The sequence below is a fragment of the Dyella sp. SG609 genome, from assembly GCF_012275375.1.
Lineage (GTDB): Bacteria > Pseudomonadota > Gammaproteobacteria > Xanthomonadales > Rhodanobacteraceae > Dyella_D > Dyella_D marensis.
The window spans coordinates 190474-204001 of record NZ_JAAZQJ010000006.1; the positions used below are offsets into that span (position 1 = coordinate 190474).

A 13528-nucleotide genomic window follows, 5' to 3' on the forward strand; every position below is an offset into this window, starting at 1 on the left:
GTCAGGAACGTTTGAGGTGTAGCGATGAACTGGCTGCAGAAAATCATGACCCCGCGTGCGCGCACGCAGAGCTCCAACGCCGGCAAGGGCAAGGTCCCCGAGGGCGTGTGGGAGAAGTGCGGCGGCTGCGGCACCGTGCTGTACCGCCCGGAGCTGGAACGCAACCTGATGGTCTGCCCCAAGTGCGGCCATCACCACGCGATCGAGGCGCGCGTGCGCCTGCAGGCCTTGCTGGACGAAGGCTCCACGCAGGAGCTGTGGTCGAACCTCGAGCCCACCGACCCGCTGAAGTTCCGCGATTCCAAGAAGTACCGCGACCGCATCGTGGCTGCGCAGAAATCCACCGGCGAGAAGGACGCGCTGCTGGCCATGAGCGGTGCACTCAAGGGCCGCCCGCTGATGGCGGTGGCCTTCGAGTTCAGCTACATGGGCGGCTCGATGGGTTCGGTGGTGGGCGAGAAGTTCGCCCGCGCCGCCGAACGCGCGCTGGCCGAGCGCAGCGCCCTGGTGTGCTTCTCCGCCACCGGCGGCGCGCGCATGCAGGAGTCGCTGTTCTCGCTGATGCAGATGGCCAAGACCTCGGCCGCGCTGGCGCGCCTGCGCGATGCCGGCGTGCCCTACATCAGCGTGCTCACGCATCCCACCACCGGCGGCGTGTCCGCCAGCCTCGGCATGCTCGGCGACATCAACGTGGCCGAGCCGAAGGCGCTGATCGGCTTCGCCGGCCCGCGCGTGATCGAGCAGACCGTGCGCGAGACGCTGCCGGAAGGCTTCCAGCGCTCGGAGTTCCTGCTGGAGCACGGCGCCATCGACATGATCGTCGACCGCCGCGAGATGCGCGACAAGCTCGCCGACGTGCTGGGCATCCTCACCAGGGCGCCGCGCGCCGCGTGATCGCCGCTGCCGCGATTCAAGAGAAATGCCGCCGCGAGGCGGCATTTTTTTTGCGCGTGCGCGGATGTTTTCCACAGGCGGTGTGGATGGTTTGCGGGTAAGCCTGTGGAAAAGCACTGCAAGTCACTGACGGTGTTGCGATGCGCACGCGCTGCGAAAGTTTTGGTCATGCGCGTGACGCCGCGGCATGCAGAAATCGCTTGCGAAATGGCTGAAAACATGCGTTTTCGCGCGCGGCGGCGTGGGGGTGTCGCGAGGTTGTCCACAGTGGCTGTGGATGTTCTGCGGGTGAGCTTGTGGACAACACACTCAAGTGTCTGATGGTGTTGATATGCGCACGCGCTGCGAAGTTTTTGGTCACGCTGCCGCGTGTTTGCTTCGCGTCTCCGCCCACCGGTGTAGGTTGGAGTGAGCGCAGCGAACTCCAACGCCGCGGCGGCGATCACGCGTGTTGAGCGCAGGTTTTCCACAGCCGTTGTGGATGCTCTGCGGGCAAGCCTGTGGAAAACACCTTCAAATGCTTGATGGGGTTAGTGCGTGGACGCGCTGCAAAAGTTTTGGTCAGGCCATCGTCGTGTGATGGGGGTTTTCCACAGGTTTTGTGGATGTGGGTTGGGGGAGCTTGTGGATAAGCGCGAGGGGGGCCTTGGGCAACAGTGGGTTGGCACGCTTTGCCGAAGTTCTGCGCAACGATGGGTGCGCATCCCGTTGCTCGTCATCCCGGCGTAGGCCGGGATCCAGTGACTGTATCGCTCGGTTGTTGCGCTGAGGCGTGGGTGTCTCGCCTTTGGCGAGGGTTTCGTGCCGCTGCCGCGGCACGAGTTACTTTTTCTCTGCGTGCCCAGAGAAAAAGTAACCAAAAAGAGAGGGCACCCTGCTTGGCGCCCTCAGCAGCGCAGCTGCTGAGGGTCCGTGAGGGCTGGCCGGGCTTTTTGACAGGGCATCCATGCCCTGATCAAAAAGGCGGGGACATCGTGTCCCCGCCCCCCTGCGGGGGCCTTTTCGTCCAGCCCTCACCGCCGGCGCCAAGGGGACCCGGTGGATCAAGAGCAAAAGCGCACAAGCGGAACGCCGCGGCTGCGCCGCGTGCTCTTCGCTCGATTTTCGCGCTGCCTTGCATCCCCCTCTCCCCTCCGGGGAGAGGGCCGGGGTGAGGGGCCGGTCGAAGCGATGAGCCGAGGGTCGAGAAAGCCCAAGGGCTTTTCAAAAGCAATTAACCCCCAAGTCCCGATTCCCGTGATAACCACGTGAAAATCTTTTATACCCGGATCAGCTAATGAAATTAACCAAGAGTTTTAATCGGATCACCAAATGCTGCGCCGCAGAAAATACCCCTTCCCGCCGTTTCCTCGCCTTCGTGAAGCTGACGTCGTAGGAAACGCTTCAAGCGCTGATTTAAAGGCTTTTTACCCGACGCATGCGCCTTTCAAATGCGCCGGATACCAGTCCTTGCGTTGCAACTTGCTTTTACCCCTACGCGAGTCAATCTTGCGAACGCTCGTATGAAACCAAGCGTTCAAATGGAGACTTGAATCCGACGTTCCACTTGCCGGAGGGGCAAGAGGGAACGGCCGGAGGATCAGCGGGGACCGGCAACCGATGTCGAATCAGCTCAACGATGAGCAGGGCGCCAGATATCGCCTGTTGCGTGCAGCCGAGACGCTGTACGTCGAGCACGGCTATGAGGCGACGTCGCTGCGCATGATCGCGGGACTCGCGCAGGCGAATCCGGCCCTGGTCAGTTACTACTTCGGCAGCAAGGAAGCCTTGATGCGCGAATTGATGATTTCCTGTCTGAATCGCTTGAATCAGGAGCGCCTGTATTTGCTCGCGGCATGCGAACAACCTAATGGCAATAGCGCGATTGCCGCACAGGCCGTGCTTGGCGCCTTGATTATCCCGGTATTGCGCATGCGCCAGGACAGCATCGAGGAGCGCACGCGGATACAGCTGCTGTTGCGCGCCTATGGCGATTCCTCGCCGGTCATCCGCGGTTATCTGAAAGAAAGCCACCGGTCGATTTCGGCGCGCTTTTTCAAGGCTTTCAAGCGCGCGCTGCCGGGACTGCCGCCGCGCGAACTGGGCACGCGCCTGCGCTTCGGCCTGAAGGCACTGGCCGGCGTCATGGCGGGGGCGAACCTGGCCGAGCTGGCCTGCGCCATCTGCATGGGCGAGCCGGTCAGCGAATCGCTGGTGATCACGCGGCTGCTGGTGTTCGTCACGCCGATCCTGGTCACGCCTTTCCGCGATCCCAAGCGCGACAGCCAGGTCGAGCAGGTAGTGGGCCAAGTGGTGGCCACCGCGGAAGTGGTGGAGCCCGAGATACCGGCGGCAGCGCATCGGGGCGCACGGGCCGGTGGTCGCGATCCTTTTCGCGCCGCGGACGAAGTGATGGGCCCGGCGATGGGCGGCGAGAGGGCGCCTGTAGCGGCTGCCGCTTTCGGCGAAGCCGACGCGGCGGCCGATCCGCCGGCGCGCCGCGTCCAGTGGTTTGCGTAGTGCTGCAGTCGTTCCAGGGGAAGGGCCTTCGGGCCGGGGATACAGGTGTCGCGCCTAGCGACTCTTCATTGGGAGGGGAGTAATGCAACACAAGCCATATCGGCCGCATACGTCGGTCAAGCCACGCGTGCTCATGCTGGCGATTCTGTCCTGTCTCGCCATCCAGGCGCGCGCGCACGCCACCGATAACGGCCACGATGCCGCGGCACCGGACGACGCCAAGCCGGCGCCCGCGGCCAGCAATGCCGCGCCACCGGCGGACCCGCAGGCCCAGGCCGCTCCCGACAACAAGAAATCCCGCGCCAGGCAAGGCAGCAAGGCTGATGCCGACAAGGTCGTCCAGCTCGGCGAAGTGACGGTGACCGCGCAGAAGCGCGAGGAGCGCCCGATCGACGTGCCGATCGCACTGTCGGTGTTCGACGCGCAATCGCTGGACGACCACAAGATCGAAGGCGGCGCCGAACTGCTGCGCGCCACGCCGAACGTGACGTTCTCCAAATCCAACTTCGCCAGCTACAACTTCTCGATCCGCGGCGTCGGCACCAAGGCGCTGTCGGTCACCACCGACCCCGGCGTGGCGGTGAGCTTCAACAGCACGCCGCTGATCCGCAATCGCCTGTTCGAGCAGGAATACTTCGACGTCAACCGTATCGAGGTGCTGCGCGGCCCGCAGGGCACCCTGTATGGCCGCAACGCCACCGGCGGCGTGGTCAACATGATTCCGAACCTGCCGTCGCTGGATGGCTTCGATTCCTGGTTCAAGGCCGAAACCGGCAACTACGACAGCCGCCGCTTCAGCGGCATGGTCAACGTGCCGATCGGCGATACCCTGGCCTACCGCCTGGCGGGCGCCTGGACCAAGCGCAGCGGCTACGACAACAACACCGTGACCAACAAGGACGTCAACGGCCGCGACCTGTGGAGCGGCCGCATGGGCCTGCTGTGGAAGCCCAGCGACAAGTTCAGCGCCAGCCTGGTATGGGAGCACTTCAACGAGAACGACGACCGATCGCGCACCGGCAAGCAGCTCTGCCACAACGACCCGGGTCCGACCCAGATCGGCGACACCGCCGTGCCCGAATTCAACCAGCCGCAATTCAGCCAGGGCTGCCAGCCCGGCTCGCTCTACGGCAAGGGCGCGTTCGGCGTGCCCAACGGCGCCAGCCTGTCGCAGCTGCTGTTCGCGCGCACCAGCCTGCCGCTGGGCATCACGCCGGACTTTCTCGAGACGCCGTCGCTGGTCAAGCCGGGCGATCCCTTCGCCGGCGTGCAACAGTCGACCAACCTGCGCACCATCGCCACCAGCTACGACCCGCGCTTCAAGGCCAAGAACGACGTGGTCCAGATCAACCTGGAGTTCAAGCCCAGCGAGGACCTGAAGCTGATCTCGCAGACGGCTTATTCGCGCGATTTCTATTACTCGACGCAGGACTACGGGCGCTTCCAGTCCAACCCGATCTTCAACGATTCGAACGGCCTGCTGAATCCGTTCCCCGATCCGGTCACGGGCAATTTCGGCGGCCCCGCCTATCCGATCACGCCGGGCGGCGTGTACACCGATCCGCAACTCGGCCCGTCCAAGGGTTATCTGGCGGTCGACCTGGTGCGCTCGCACAGCAAGCAGTGGTCGCAGGAATTCCGCCTGCAGTCCTCGTTCGACGGGCGCTTCAATTTCAGCGTCGGCGCCAATTACCTGGACTACAAGATCGACGAAGACTATTTCGTCTTCAACAACGTGTTCACCGCCACCGCGCAGGAATTCTTCAACCAGGGTTATTTCGGCCGCACGCCGATCGACTGCACGCCGAACTACCTGGACCAGTACAACAACTCCTGCGTGTATATCGACCCGAACCCGATCGGCAGCATCAACGGCCAGGGCCATAACTATTTCCGCAGCCAGAATATCGGCGAGACCAAGTCCAAGGCGCTGTTCGGCGAGCTGTATTACCAGCTCTCCGACACGGTGAAGCTGACGGCCGGCCTGCGCTATACCGACGACAAGAAGATCAGCACGCCGGTGCCGAGCCAGCTGCTGCTGATGCCCGGTTTCGCCGGCGGCGGCTATGTCAACTACGGCTATCCGCACCTGCCGGACATCAATCAGCGCTGGCGCAAGCCGACCGGGCGCCTGGTGCTGGACTGGAAGCCGAAGCTGTCCTTCACCGACGAAACCCTGGTGTATGCCTCGCTGTCGCGCGGCTACAAGGCCGGCGGCACCAACTCGCCGGGCATCGGCGCCGATCCGAAGAACCTCTACTTCAATCCGGGCCCGTCGACGTTCAAGCCCGAATACGTCAATGCGTTCGAGATCGGCACCAAGAACATGATGGACGGCGGCAAGCTGATGCTCAACGCCGACGCGTTCTACTACGACTACAAGGACTACCAGGTCTCGCAGATCGTCGATCGCGCCACCTTGAACGAAAACTTCGACGCGAAGATCTTCGGCTTCGAGCTGGAAGGCGCCTGGCAGGCCACGCGCGCACTGCGTTTCGACGGCAACCTCGGCTATCTGCATACGCGGCTTGCCAACGGATCCCGCTCGATCGACGTGCTGAACCGCACGCAGGGCAATCCGGACTACGTGGTGATCAAGCCCTGGCTGCAGCAGGCTTCCAATTGCGTGGCGCCGAAAGCGGAGGTGGAAAAGCTGCTGCAGTGGGCGCAGACCTCGGGCTACGTGCTCGCCTTCAACGACCTGGCCTCGTTCTGCGGCGGTCCGTTCCCGACCAGCAACTTCGTCGCGCCGGATGGCTCGATCCAGCTGGCCAGCGGCGATTTCTACAATCCCAATACGCAGGCGCCGAACGGCGGCAAGGGCTTCTACGCCGATCTCGGCGGCAAGCAGCTGCCGAACTCGCCGCATTGGACCGGCAACGTGGGTACGCAGTACACCTTCTTCACCGCCAGCGGCGACTTCACCCTGCGCGGCGATTACTACCGCCAGAGCTCCAGCTATGCGCGCATCTACAACACGGTGTCGGACAAGCTGCGCGGCTGGGGTAACGCGAATCTCTCGCTGACCTGGCAGTCGGCGAAGAGCGATCTCACCGTGCAGCTCTACGTCAAGAACCTGTTCAACGACACACCGATTACGGACGCCTTCGTCAACAGCGACGACAGCGGATTGACCACGAACGTCTTCACTCTCGATCCCAGGATCTACGGGATCTCCGTTCGCATGGGCTTCAACTGAGAGGTTCCACCGCTCTTATGCAGGGATAGCGCAGGCGCGTCTGCGATGTCCCTGCACCTCCGCTGGCAATGCCCTGTGCGTTGCCGGCGCAAGCCGCTGCGGCCTGCGTTCCGGCCGCGGTGCAGCCCGGTGCTCATCGCACCTCCTAACCTTGAAAGGAGTCATCGCATGACCTTCGTCAAATCCATCGCTGCAAGTGGTGTGCTGGCCGTTGGCATGTTGGCCGCCGCGCCGAGTTTCGCTTCGCATTTCACGCCGGACGGCACGTTCACGGCCACGGGTTCCACCAGTCTTTCGGCGCTTGGCGGCGCGATCAGGATTCCGTGCAAGTCCGTCTTCACCATCGTGGTGAGCGGCGGCGTGGGCGTCGTCACCAATGCCGTGTTCAGCCCCGATCCGGCCAACGGCAACAACGCGAACTGCAACAACCTGCAGGCGACCAACTTCAACTGGCCGTTGAACATCACCAGCGCCACCGGCGGCGTGGCCCAGAACGTCAAGGTGGTGGGCATCAACGGCAACCCGGTGACCTGCGGCGCCGGCCCGGTGCCGGTCACGCTGAGCAACGGCGTCGCCACCTTCAACGGCCAGCTCAATCCGGGCGCCTGCGCGGTGACCAGCAGCAGCCTGCCGGTGGTCAACACCGGTGGCGGCGCCACGCTGAGCATCGTGTATCCGTAATCAAGGAGCGGCATGGCGTTCCGGCTGGCAGGAGCCTGGCCGGGACGCGCCAGGGACGGCGTAGCTGGGATGCTTTTTCCGTCGTACCGCTGCGCAAGAGGGCGACCTCTTGCGCAGCCTTGATCTATCCGCGCCGCGATCGAGCGTCGTGCCGTAGCTGATTTTCAAGTGGGGAGCCGCTTGCAGGGCCTTTTGGCGCTCGCGGGCCCGGTGCGGCCGTGCCGGAATCCATGGCTTGCCATGCGCAAGCTTTCACTAGAAATACCGGAGATCACCATGTCAAAAACATTGAAGCTCTTCGGCATCGCCGCCGCCGGCGCGCTGGGCATCTGCGCGCAGACGGCGAGTGCCGGAACACCTTCGGGCGACTATGCGGTTTTCCAGCATTGCCCGTATCAATCGAACGACCAGGTCACCGCCTGCGTCGTTTCCACCATCACCTCGGGCTCGTTCAAGATCGGCAAGGCCACGGTGCCGATCACCAAGCCGATCGTGCTGCAGGGCGGCGTCAACAATATCGCCGGCCTCGGTGCGCTCTATGTTCCCGTCGATGGCGCGCCCGCCATGTCGGCCACGCCGCTGGAAGTGCCGGGCGGCCTGCTCGGCCTGATGGAACCGGACTCCACCTGGCCCGGACCGCTGGCGCAGGCGTTCTGGCATATCGTCAATACGGTGAATGACGTGTACGCCACCGCGGAGCCGGTGGGGCCGGCGCAGGCCAATCTGATCAACGCTTCCTTCCCGCCGTTGCCGCCGGAAGACCCCACGGTCATCCAGCTGCCGATCCGCATCCATCTGCAGAATCCCTTCCTCGGCAACACCTGCTATATCGGCTCCGCCAGCCATCCGATCGTGTTGAAACTGGTCGCCAATACCACCAGTCCGCCGCCGCCGAATACGCCGATCAGCGGCGTGCCGGCAGCGCTGTCCTTCCTCGATACGACGGACCCGGTCGGGCAGATCCTGATGGCCGATGGCGGCACCCTGGTCGACAACTCCTTCGCCGTGCCGAAGGCCGAAGGCTGCGGCAATACCTTGCTGCCGATCCCGATCGTCACGCCGATCCTGCAGGGCATCGTGACGGCCGCGGTCAACCTCAAGGAAGGATTGCCAGCCGCGGCAGGAAAGAACACGGCCATCATGAGCGGGGATACGGCGATCGGGCCGACCATCTACGTGCAGGCCAGCGAAAAGTAAGCCGGTTCCACGATTATCTTTGAATAAGCCGCCGGTTTTCACGGAATAAAACCCCTCTCCTTTGCCCGCGGGGATGGGAGAGGGGTTGCTCCCGCCGAAACGGCTATTCAATTCTGGATATTGAACTCGTTTTCATGCCGGTTATGGTCCGTCCGTGCTGGTAGGATCGGGCAGAACGGCAAAGGTGAGAATTTACGCGTGAATAGCCAAGTGACCGCGTCGGGAAATACCCGTATCCGCCTGTTGCAGGCAGCCGAAGCGCTGTTTATCGAGCGCGGCTTCGAATCCATGTCGCTGCGGCAGATCACCCAGCTCGCCGACGCCAACCTGGCCGCCGTGAATTACCACTTCGGCAGCAAGGAACTGCTGGTGCAGGAGCTGCTGTCCAAGCGGCTCGACCGCCTCAACCAGGAGCGCCTGCAATTGCTGGCCGCCTGCGAACAGGAGGCGGACGGCAAGCCGCTGCATGCGTCGGCCGTGTTGAGCATCCTGTTCGTGCCGGCGCTGCGGCTCAGCCGCGATCCCGCCGGCGGTCCTGCCTTCATGCGCCTGCTCGGCCGCGTCTACAGCGACGCCTCGCCGTTTATCCGCGACCATCTGCAGGAGCATTACCGCCCGATCTTCGGGCGTTTCTTCGAAGCGTTCTCGCGAGCGCTGCCGGAACTGCCGCGCAACGAACTGGGCATGCGCCTGCACTTCATCCTCAAGAGCTTGTCCGGCCTGCTCGCCGGCGAGGACATGGACGAACTCATCGCCTCGCTCGGCATGGGCGAAACCCTGAGCGATGCCGTGGTGCTGGCGCGCCTGATTTCCCTGCTGTCGCCGATGCTGACCAGTCCCTTCGGCAGTCCGGAACAGATCGAGATCGTCGAGCAGGTGATGGGGCAGGCCGACGCCGCGGCGAAAGCGACCGATGCCGTGCAGGCGGCCAGCGGCCAGGTGAGCCACAAATCGTTCGGCGTGCTGACCATGTTGAACGAATCGAACGACGGCGCCTGAGCGCCCGCCGCGGACGCTAGCGTTCGCGGCCCTTCCTGTTCACCAAAGAACGCATCGCCTACCAGTGAGCCGGGTGCGCGCGCACCGGTCGCGTACCTGCGCAATACGCCGACGAATCGGCGAAAACGCCAACTGCACACGGCAACGCAAAAACTTGCGGCTTGCAAAGCCGCGCGCATTGTTTGAAGAATCTACGAGGGGAGGGTCAAGCATGCCGCTCAGCGCGCCAGCAGGCGCGCGTGCCTGCCGCCATTCCTGCCGCATCAGCATCGTTTTCCATGGATCTGAAACGTCGTGCGCGCGTCCGCGCCAGGACGTCCCTCGTTAGGAGTACGCATGTCTACCGGTTCGCGCCCGTCGGAAACACTTTACGAAGTCGTGGTCAATCAGCACGGCCAGTACTCGACCTGGCCCGTGTACAAGGCGCTGCCGCAAGGGTGGGCGAAAGCGGGCAAGCAAGGGCCGAAGGCGGCCTGTCTCGAATTCATCGGAGCGACGTGGACTGACATGCGTCCGACGTCGCTCGGCGCCAGCGTGCGCCGCTAGCGCCGCGGCGCGGTTCGTTTTGCGTTACTGACGATCTGTTGGGGATCGTCATCGTGATGCCCCTTGGGGGAGGGGAGTTGGCTGCACGGTCAGCCATGGTTTCCGTGTGCGCACGGCCGTCACCGCGGCCGTGCAGCGGAGCCATGAGCCAGTATGGATGCGTCGCTCGTGAAAACCGTACTTTCGTTCGTGGGGCAGGGTACCCATCACGTGGGGATGGGGCGTGAATTGTTCGAAGGCGATGCATGCTTCCGCGCGAGCATGCAGCACGCCGACGGGGTGGTGCGCGAGCGTTGCGGCGAGTCCGTACTGGCCTTGCTGTATCCCGCGCAGAGCAGCCATGAACCGCTGACGCGCCTGCTGCACAGCCATGCCGCGATCTTCATGGTCGAGCATGCGCTGGCGACGTCGCTGCGCGAACGCGGCCTGCAGTTCGACCTGGTGCTCGGCTCCAGCCTCGGCACGTTCGCCGCCGCGGCCGCCGCCGGCTGGATCGATGCGGACGCCGCGCTGCTGGCGGTGATCGAGCAGGCGCTGGCGGTCGAAGCACATGCCGAACCCGGGCGCATGATCGCCGTGCTCGGCGATCCGCAGCTCTATCTCGACGCGGCGTTGCTCGCGCTGTGCGAAATCGGCGCGCGCAACTTCGCCAGGCATACGGTGCTGTCGCTGCCGGAAGCCAACGGCGAGGCCGTGGAATATCTGCTGCGCCAGCGCGGTATGAGTTTCCAGCGGCTGCCCGTGGCGTTTCCGTTCCACTCGCGCTGGGTCGACGCGGCGAAGGCGCCGTACGAAGCCTTCCTGCGCACGCTCGCGCCGAAAACCGGCCACCTGCCCGTCGCCTGCTGCACCGCGGGCGCCGTGCTGCCGGCGATGACGCCCACCGATTTCTGGTCCGTCGTGCGCGATCCCATCCGCCTGCCGGAAACACTGGCGGCGATCGGTGCGCCAGAGGGCCATCGCTATATCGACGCCAGCCCCGCCGGGACGATGGCGACGCTGCTGAAACACGCGCTGCCGGTCGGAGGCGCGCAGATCCGCCCGATCCTGTCGTCTTCCGGCGGCGATCTCGCGCGGCTCGATGCGCTGCTGCCCAGACCCGCGCGAACGGCAGCGGCAGGCAAGGGACAGGTAAGTAACGGACAACTACCGGAGTCACGCCCCATGAAGGCAGTCATCTTTCCAGGCCAGGGTTCGCAATTCAAAGGCATGGGCAAGGAGTTGTTCCCGCTCTTTCCCGAGCAGGTGCGCAAGGCGTCGGAAATCCTGGGTTATTCGTTGGAAGATTTGTGCCTCAACGACCGCGACGGCCTGCTTTCCAAGACCCAGTACACGCAGCCCGCGTTGTACGTGGTCAACGCGCTGCACTACTACCAGGTGCAAGCCGGCGGGGCCACGGATGCGCCCGTCATCTTCGCCGGCCATAGCCTGGGCGAGTACAACGCCCTGCACGCGGCCGGCGTGTTCTCCTTCGAAACCGGCCTGCGGCTGGTGCAGAAGCGCGGCGAGCTGATGGGGCGCGCGAGCGGCGGCGGCATGGCCGCGGTGATGGGGCCGTCGGCGCAGGACCTGCGCGGCATGCTGCAGGAGCATCGCCTGCACGGCATCGATATCGCCAACCTCAATACGCCCACGCAGACGATCATCGCGGGCGACCACGAGGCGCTTGCGGCGGCGGCGCAATTGTTCGAGAAGATGCAGCTGCGCTACGTGCCGCTGAACGTCAGCGCGCCGTTCCATTCGCGCCATATGCGGCCGGTGCAGGCGGAATTCGCCGAGTTCCTGCGCGGCTTCAGCTTCGAGGCGCCGAAGGCCACGGTGATCGCCAATGCCACCGCACGGCCGTACGAAGGCAGCCGCATCGCCGACACCCTGGCCAGCCAGATCGCCACCCCCGTGCACTGGGTGGATTCGATCCGCTATGTGATGGGCAAGGGCGAGGTGGAGTTCCAGGAGCTAGGCGCCACGATCCTGTCCAAGATGGTGACGGAGATCCGCCGCACGCAGACGCCGATTTTCGACGACGAGGACGATGCCGCGCCGGTAGCGCCTGCCATCGTTCCCCGTGCCGATGACGCCGGCACGCCGGCGGAGTCCTTCACCGCACCGCGCGGCGAACCCGGCGCGATCGAAGCCTCCTCGCTGGGCAGCGCGGTGTTCCGCCGCCGACACGGCGTGCGCTACGCCTATATGAGCGGCGCGATGTACCGCGGCGTCGCCTCGGCCGAACTGGTGGTGCGCATGGGCAAGGCCGGCCTGCTCGGCTTCTTCGGCGCCGGCGGACTGTCGCCGGCAAAGATCGAGCAGGGGCTGCTGCGCATCAAGGCGGAGCTCGATGCGGGCCAGCCCTATGGCATGAACCTGCTCGCCAACTACGAGTACCCGGCGCAGGAAGAGGCGGTGGTGGATCTCTACCTGCGCCACGGCGTGCGCAACGTGGAGGCGGCGGCCTTCATGCAGATGACGCCGGCGCTGGTGCGTTTCCGCCTTAATGGACTGCGGCGCAACGCTGCAGGCGAGCTGGTGTGCACGCATCGCGTCATTGCCAAGGTGTCGCGTCCGGAGGTCGGGCGCGCTTTCATGAGCCCCCCGCCGCCGGCCATCGTCGAGCGCCTGCTCGAACGCGGCCTGGTCACGGCGGAGCAGGCGGCCTGGGCGCCGTCGGTGCCGATGAGCCACGACGTCTGCGTCGAAGCCGATTCCGGCGGCCATACCGACGGCGGCATCGTGGCGGTGATGCTGCCGCCGTTGATGAAGCTGCGCGACGAGCTGCAGGCCGCGCATGGCTATGCCGAGCCGATCTGCATGGGCCTGGCCGGCGGCATCGGCGGCCCCGAGGCCGCGGCCGCGGCCTTCCTGCTGGGCGCGGACTTTATCGTCACCGGCTCGATCAACCAGTGCACGGTGGAGTCGGGCATGAGCGCCGACGGCAAGGCGCTGCTGCAGGCCATGGACATCCAGGACACCGAGTACGCGCCGGCCGGCGACATGTTCGAGATCGGCGCGCAGGTACAGGTGCTGAAGAAGTCGGTGTTCTTCCCGGCGCGCGCCAACAAGCTGCTGTCGCTGTACCGCCACCACGAGAGCCTGGAGGACATTCCCGAGCGCACGCGCAAGCAGCTGGAGACGACGTTCTTCCGCAAGAGCTTCGGCGAGATCTGGGAAGAGACCCGCGCCTATTTCCGCTCGGTGGGCCTGGAGCACGAGATCGCCAAGGCCGAGGCCAATGCCAAGCACAAGATGGCCCTGGTGTTCCGCTGGTACTTCGCCTACTGCACGCGCATCGCCATGGAAGGCAAGGGCGAGGACCGCGTGAACTACCAGATCCAGACGGGCCCCGCGCTGGGCTCGTTCAACCAGTGGGTGAAGGGCACGGCGCTGGAGCCGTGGACCGCGCGCCACGTGGACGACATCGCCGTCCGCGTGATGGAAGGCGCGGCCGAGCATCTCAACCGTTCCTTCGCGCGGCTGCGCCGCGGCTGACAACGAATCGAAGCACAGGAAGGCACGCGC

8 protein-coding genes are annotated in these 13528 nt (G+C 64.8%); all 8 read left to right on the forward strand.

Features of this window, described 5'->3' with window-relative positions; genetic code table 11:
- Nucleotides 1–24: 24 nt before the first annotated feature.
- A complete protein-coding gene (gene accD, locus FHW85_RS13515; RefSeq protein WP_167255772.1) occupies nucleotides 25–894 on the forward strand; it encodes an acetyl-CoA carboxylase, carboxyltransferase subunit beta in 870 nt (289 codons plus the stop codon).
- Between the two features lie 1599 nt (nucleotides 895–2493).
- Complete coding sequence (locus FHW85_RS13520) at nucleotides 2494–3393, forward strand: TetR/AcrR family transcriptional regulator (protein ID WP_167255770.1); 900 nt, start codon at nucleotides 2494–2496, stop codon at nucleotides 3391–3393.
- Nucleotides 3394–3475: 82 nt separating this feature from the next.
- Entirely contained in the window at nucleotides 3476–6592 is a 3117-nt protein-coding gene (locus tag FHW85_RS13525; RefSeq protein WP_210427790.1) for a TonB-dependent receptor, read from the forward strand.
- Nucleotides 6593–6760: 168 nt separating this feature from the next.
- Nucleotides 6761–7273: a hypothetical protein gene (locus FHW85_RS13530; RefSeq protein ID WP_167255768.1), complete on the forward strand. Its 513-nt coding sequence runs from the start codon at nucleotides 6761–6763 to the stop codon at nucleotides 7271–7273.
- A 276-nt stretch (nucleotides 7274–7549) separates the two neighbouring features.
- Nucleotides 7550–8470, forward strand: a complete 921-nt coding sequence (locus tag FHW85_RS13535) for a hypothetical protein (RefSeq protein ID WP_210427791.1) — start codon at nucleotides 7550–7552, stop codon at nucleotides 8468–8470.
- Between the two features lie 198 nt (nucleotides 8471–8668).
- The gene (locus FHW85_RS13540) at nucleotides 8669–9469 is read left to right on the forward strand and encodes a TetR/AcrR family transcriptional regulator (protein ID WP_343203597.1); all 801 of its coding nucleotides are present in this window, start codon (nucleotides 8669–8671) and stop codon (nucleotides 9467–9469) included.
- 336 nt (nucleotides 9470–9805) lie between these two features.
- Complete coding sequence (locus FHW85_RS13545) at nucleotides 9806–10015, forward strand: MbtH family NRPS accessory protein (protein ID WP_168648571.1); 210 nt, start codon at nucleotides 9806–9808, stop codon at nucleotides 10013–10015.
- 168 nt (nucleotides 10016–10183) lie between these two features.
- Nucleotides 10184–13498, forward strand: a complete 3315-nt coding sequence (gene fabD / locus FHW85_RS13550; protein WP_168648572.1) for an ACP S-malonyltransferase — start codon at nucleotides 10184–10186, stop codon at nucleotides 13496–13498.
- Nucleotides 13499–13528 lie beyond the last annotated feature (30 nt).

Excerpts from the sequence above, each read along its gene's own strand:
- FHW85_RS13530 (WP_167255768.1), top strand. The coding sequence starts at position 6,761 with ATGACCTTCGTCAAATCCATCGCTGCAAGTGGTGTGCTGGCCGTTGGC.
- FHW85_RS13525 (WP_210427790.1), top strand. The coding sequence starts at position 3,476 with ATGCAACACAAGCCATATCGGCCGCATACGTCGGTCAAGCCACGCGTG.
- FHW85_RS13535 (WP_210427791.1), top strand. The coding sequence starts at position 7,550 with ATGTCAAAAACATTGAAGCTCTTCGGCATCGCCGCCGCCGGCGCGCTG.
- FHW85_RS13545 (WP_168648571.1), top strand. The coding sequence starts at position 9,806 with ATGTCTACCGGTTCGCGCCCGTCGGAAACACTTTACGAAGTCGTGGTC.
- FHW85_RS13520 (WP_167255770.1), top strand. The coding sequence starts at position 2,494 with ATGTCGAATCAGCTCAACGATGAGCAGGGCGCCAGATATCGCCTGTTG.
- accD (WP_167255772.1), top strand. The coding sequence starts at position 25 with ATGAACTGGCTGCAGAAAATCATGACCCCGCGTGCGCGCACGCAGAGC.